Source organism: Hallerella sp. (assembly GCF_022776125.1).
GTDB classification, from domain to species: Bacteria; Fibrobacterota; Fibrobacteria; order Fibrobacterales; family Fibrobacteraceae; genus Hallerella; species Hallerella succinigenes.
In genome coordinates this window covers 1-3,944 of record NZ_JALFIA010000034.1, presented here as the reverse complement: position 1 = coordinate 3,944, position 3,944 = coordinate 1, and the positions used below count along the sequence as shown (strand labels likewise).

The following is a 3,944-nucleotide window of genomic DNA, read 5'->3' as shown; positions in this document are numbered from 1 at the left end:
GTCGGGAATCCGCTCGATATTTCCAACATGGTGCTTTTCCTTGCGAGCGAAAAAGCGGGATTCATCACTGGCGAAAATGTTTGCATTGACGGGGGAATGACCCGTCAGATGATTTACCACAATGATTGCGGTTGGACGTATAGCCCTTCCAAAGATTCTTGAATTTATTGAATTACGATAACCCGAGTGCTTTTTCCAATGCGGATTAGGTAATGCCCCGGTTGCATTCCGGCAAGGCTAAAATGGGAACTTGTGACGTTACCTTGTAAAAGAACCTTTCCTTGCGGATTAAACAGGAAGTATTTCGACCCGACGACAGCATTTGAAATCTGCAATTGATGGGCATGAACGGTTACGGAAAAATGAGATAGCGCTGGATGGAAAACGATGCCTGTTTTATTGTCTGAATTTTCGGAATAGTTGGCGGAAATCGCGAGGTCTTCCAGAATTTCGATTTCATCGCCTGCGACTCCCAGTTTTTCGCCTTCATGAAACCAGCCTTCAAAAGTATATCCGTCTTTTTCTGGAACGGAAGGCAGTGTGAACAGGTTGCCACAGCCGATGGAGGATTCCATCGAGAAATCTTCCATATCGAGATGGATTGTACAGCTGAATTGGGTAGAATCGTAAAGGGCTTTATATTGGGCGTCTTTTACGACTGTGGAAATTTCCGGACTCCAACTTTTGAATTGGTACGAAAATTTCTTGGTAGCTGATCGTTCGGGAGCTTGAATGCCGGAAGGAATTTCTCCGTAGACGATGGAGTCTTTTTGAAGAATAGAATTGTCAAAATCCATAAAGACGATTTCATACTTTCGGACTGTAGAATCATAGATCGCATAGTAATCGGCGTCGCCTGTGACCGGAATAATTTCTTTATCCCATCCGATAAATGCATAAGTATATTGAACGGAAGGATCCTTGTTTGCGATGCCTTCCCATTCAGGAATCGTTTCATACTGCAAATAAAGAGAGTCGAGGAGGGTGGAATCCGCATTGAAAAAACGAACGGAATAGAATAAATCTTCTTTGTTCGCAAAAACAGCCTTAGCTGTGATGTCCTGAGTGATGACGGTTTTGCCTGTTATGGGAGTTTCTTCGTTAAACCATCCCATAAAAACTTGATCTTCGGCAGTAACGGGATTTGCGGGCAAAGAAACTTGTCCTTGGGAATTGGTGTATATGGTTGTCTTTTGTCCGTTGTTATCAAAAATAACGCGCCTTGTCGCTTTGCAGTTTGCGTCTGCAATTTGAGGGTAGCCGTTCGTTCTGCACCAGATTCCGGAATTGGAAAGTGTTCCGAACTTTGTATTTAAATTCCAAGCAAAAAGGTCTTTTTGCATGTTCGCAGTTGTCATGCTGGAAACGTTGCTTGTCGAAGCGTATTGATTCTTTATACCGTAGGCTCCTAGGCTACTCCGTGAATCGTAATAGGCATATTGCACATTTCCATAAAGGTTTCCGTAAAGAGAACCTTTGACGCCGCTATATCCCACGGTAATGGAAGATGCGGTACTGAAGGATAGCGTGGTGCTTCCGGTCATGTATCCTGCGATTCCGCCGGATGCGCCATATGAGTCTCCGGAAAGATTTCCATAATTTGCGCAGTTGGATATGGATATGGAAGATTTTACATATCCAACGATTCCTCCGATGTTGTAACCGCGGATAGTTCCTGAATTGGAGCTTTTTTGCACGGATCCTGCGGTTGCGTAACCGACTATTCCTCCTGCGTAAATTCCAGTAACGGCGCCTGTATTTTTGCAGGAGACGACGCTTCCCGAATTGTCGCCGACAATTCCTCCGATGTAATTGTATTGACCGGATGTCCCCGAGTAGGAGATGGTTCCGCTGTTTGAGCAGTTGGAAATATTTTTTGTATTCGAACCTGCGATTCCGCCTGCATGTCCATTATAATAGTCTGCAGAGACTGTCGATTTGTTTGCACTATTTTGAATGCTGCCGAAATTTTTTCCGGTGATACCTCCTCCATAAGCATAGCCGTACACGGGGGATTTTTCATTCACGCAATTCGAAATGGTTCCGCTGTTTGTTCCTGCAAAGGCGCCGGCGATTCCGCTTGCTCCTGAAGCGGTAAAACTCGAATAGGCGATAGTTAAATTTTTGATGGTGCCACTTAAGGTACCGACAAGTCCTGCGTTTGATTCAGACACGTTGAGCCCGAAAATGGTGTAGCCGTTCCCGTCGATTACCCCGGAAAAATTTGCCATCGGCGTCCAGTTTTTTGTGCACTTGGTGTAAGCATTTGCCCCAAAAATAATGTTCGTATCCAAAATCGCTTTCAATGATTTGGAACCTAGGTTTACTTCATTCGCGAACCAGGCCAAATGTTCCGCCGATTTGATCACGTAGTATTCGGCGTCGTCTACAAGTCGAGTATCGGGTTTGTCCATCAGGCCGGCCCATTCGGCAAAGGCTCCGCAAGCAACGAATAGCAATACGACAATGATTTTTTTTGAACATAGCGCACCTTGCTGGTGATAATTTTTAAATTTGACGCAAAAAAACAAATTCACTAGGCGTTTGCCAATGCTGGATGAACGTTTATCGCGCAGACGGAACCCTCAAATTTATGGGCTTTTTCGATGAAGGATACTGCATGAGTAAGGATGGGATGACTAGGACGAAAAAAGTCGTCCATGCGATGTTCTGCAAGTGATAGATTTTGCCCATCATTTCTTTTTTTTCTCTGGTAAGCGCGAAATGCTGTTTACTTGATGTCTCTTTTTTTTGCCTTGGTGCTTTTGGCTTCTTACTGCATAGTGAAGATGTGTGCAGGGCATCAAGCGGAACGCTATAATGTAAAATCTCTAGAAAAAGATTTTATCCGTCCCAAAAATTAACGGATTTAATCTTTCTTTTTGTGACGCTTCTTTCGGTTTCTCGCTTAATATTTTGAGCTTCCTTCTCCCCGGCCCAGCGCTCGGGGAGTTTTTTGTTATTTTGTACATATTTGCTTAATTATGGAGCGCTTGTTTATGTGCAATATGCTTAAAATGATTCTTTTGCTTTCGTGCGCATTGTTTGCTCAGGAAATGCCTTCGCCAGTAGATTCTGTTTCGCAGAATGTTGACGAAGTAGAAGTTGTAAATCAGCGCCACTTGATATATTACGATTCTGGCTTATTTGGTTTTTGTAAAGAATATTACGTAGATGGAAAAGTCGTGGATTTGTCGGAGGTGACACAGCTCCTACTAGAGAACGAAAGTTCCAGACGCGATGCCAAAATCTCGAAGGTGCTTATGGGAATTGGGTACGTATTTGGGGGATTAAGTGGCTTTTTGCTTGGGTATGGATTTGTTCAGTCGCCGCCTTATAGTAAGTACATGTTTATTGGCTCAGCGATTTCTTTTTCTGTGGGCCTTGTCGGTGCGAGAGCATCTTCGCATTATCTAGATAAAGCGATTGACGAGTATTGAAAAAATTTGTTTAATAAGAAAAAAACTAGAAATACAGAGAGCTCCTCATAAAAGCGACATAAAACTTTTTATAAGGTAAGATCCAATGGTTTTAACCTTTTTCATCTAAAATGCTCTTCGGAATTTGCAAAGATTGTGGAGCATTGTGTATATTGTTGACATGGCAAGAAAGTTCCCCATAGGCATACAGACGTTTTCCGAAATCCGGAAAATGAACGCAATCTACGTTGATAAAACCGCGCTAGTCCACAAGTTGGCCGAGGACGGCAAGGTCTATTTCCTTGCACGTCCACGCCGTTTCGGAAAGTCTCTCCTCATCAGCACGCTAGATGACTACTTCAGCGGTCGCAAGGAACTCTTCATGGGGCTTGCCATGGAAAAGCTTGAAACCGAGTGGAAAAAACACCCGGTGCTGCGGTTCGATTTCAGCCGGAGCAAGTACACCAGCTTAAATGTATTGCAGACTCAACTGAATTCAATGCTTTCGGAATACGAGAGCATCTA

5 protein-coding genes are annotated in these 3,944 nt (G+C 43.6%); 4 read left to right on the top strand and 1 reads right to left on the bottom strand.

All coding sequences use genetic code 11. From position 1 onward, the window contains the following. Positions 1-162: SDR family oxidoreductase (locus tag MR847_RS04575; RefSeq protein WP_287723067.1), on the top strand; the 162-nt coding region annotated here is incomplete at its 5' end. 2 nt (positions 163-164) lie between these two features. On the opposite strand, the gene MR847_RS04570 is transcribed toward MR847_RS04575, so the two are convergent. Then, entirely contained in the window at positions 165-2,414 is a 2,250-nt protein-coding gene (locus MR847_RS04570) for an InlB B-repeat-containing protein (RefSeq protein ID WP_287723066.1), read from the bottom strand. A gap of 143 nt (positions 2,415-2,557) precedes the next feature. Between MR847_RS04570 and MR847_RS04565 the strand changes: the two genes are divergently transcribed. From MR847_RS04565 to MR847_RS04555, 3 genes are all read left to right on the top strand, one after another. Continuing rightward, complete coding sequence (locus MR847_RS04565; RefSeq protein ID WP_287723065.1) at positions 2,558-2,680, top strand: hypothetical protein; 123 nt, start codon at positions 2,558-2,560, stop codon at positions 2,678-2,680. A 328-nt stretch (positions 2,681-3,008) separates the two neighbouring features. Beyond that, complete coding sequence (locus MR847_RS04560) at positions 3,009-3,440, top strand: hypothetical protein (RefSeq protein WP_146139481.1); 432 nt, start codon at positions 3,009-3,011, stop codon at positions 3,438-3,440. A 211-nt stretch (positions 3,441-3,651) separates the two neighbouring features. Beyond that, a partial coding sequence (locus tag MR847_RS04555) for an AAA family ATPase (RefSeq protein ID WP_287723064.1) occupies positions 3,652-3,944 on the top strand: 293 nt, incomplete at its 3' end.

What these genes read in the sequence shown, in the direction of transcription:
- MR847_RS04570 (WP_287723066.1), bottom strand. Translation starts at nt 2,414, where the DNA reads ATGGACAAACCCGATACTCGACTTGTAGACGACGCCGAATACTACGTG.
- MR847_RS04565 (WP_287723065.1), top strand. Translation starts at nt 2,558, where the DNA reads ATGAACGTTTATCGCGCAGACGGAACCCTCAAATTTATGGGCTTTTTC.
- MR847_RS04560 (WP_146139481.1), top strand. Translation starts at nt 3,009, where the DNA reads ATGCTTAAAATGATTCTTTTGCTTTCGTGCGCATTGTTTGCTCAGGAA.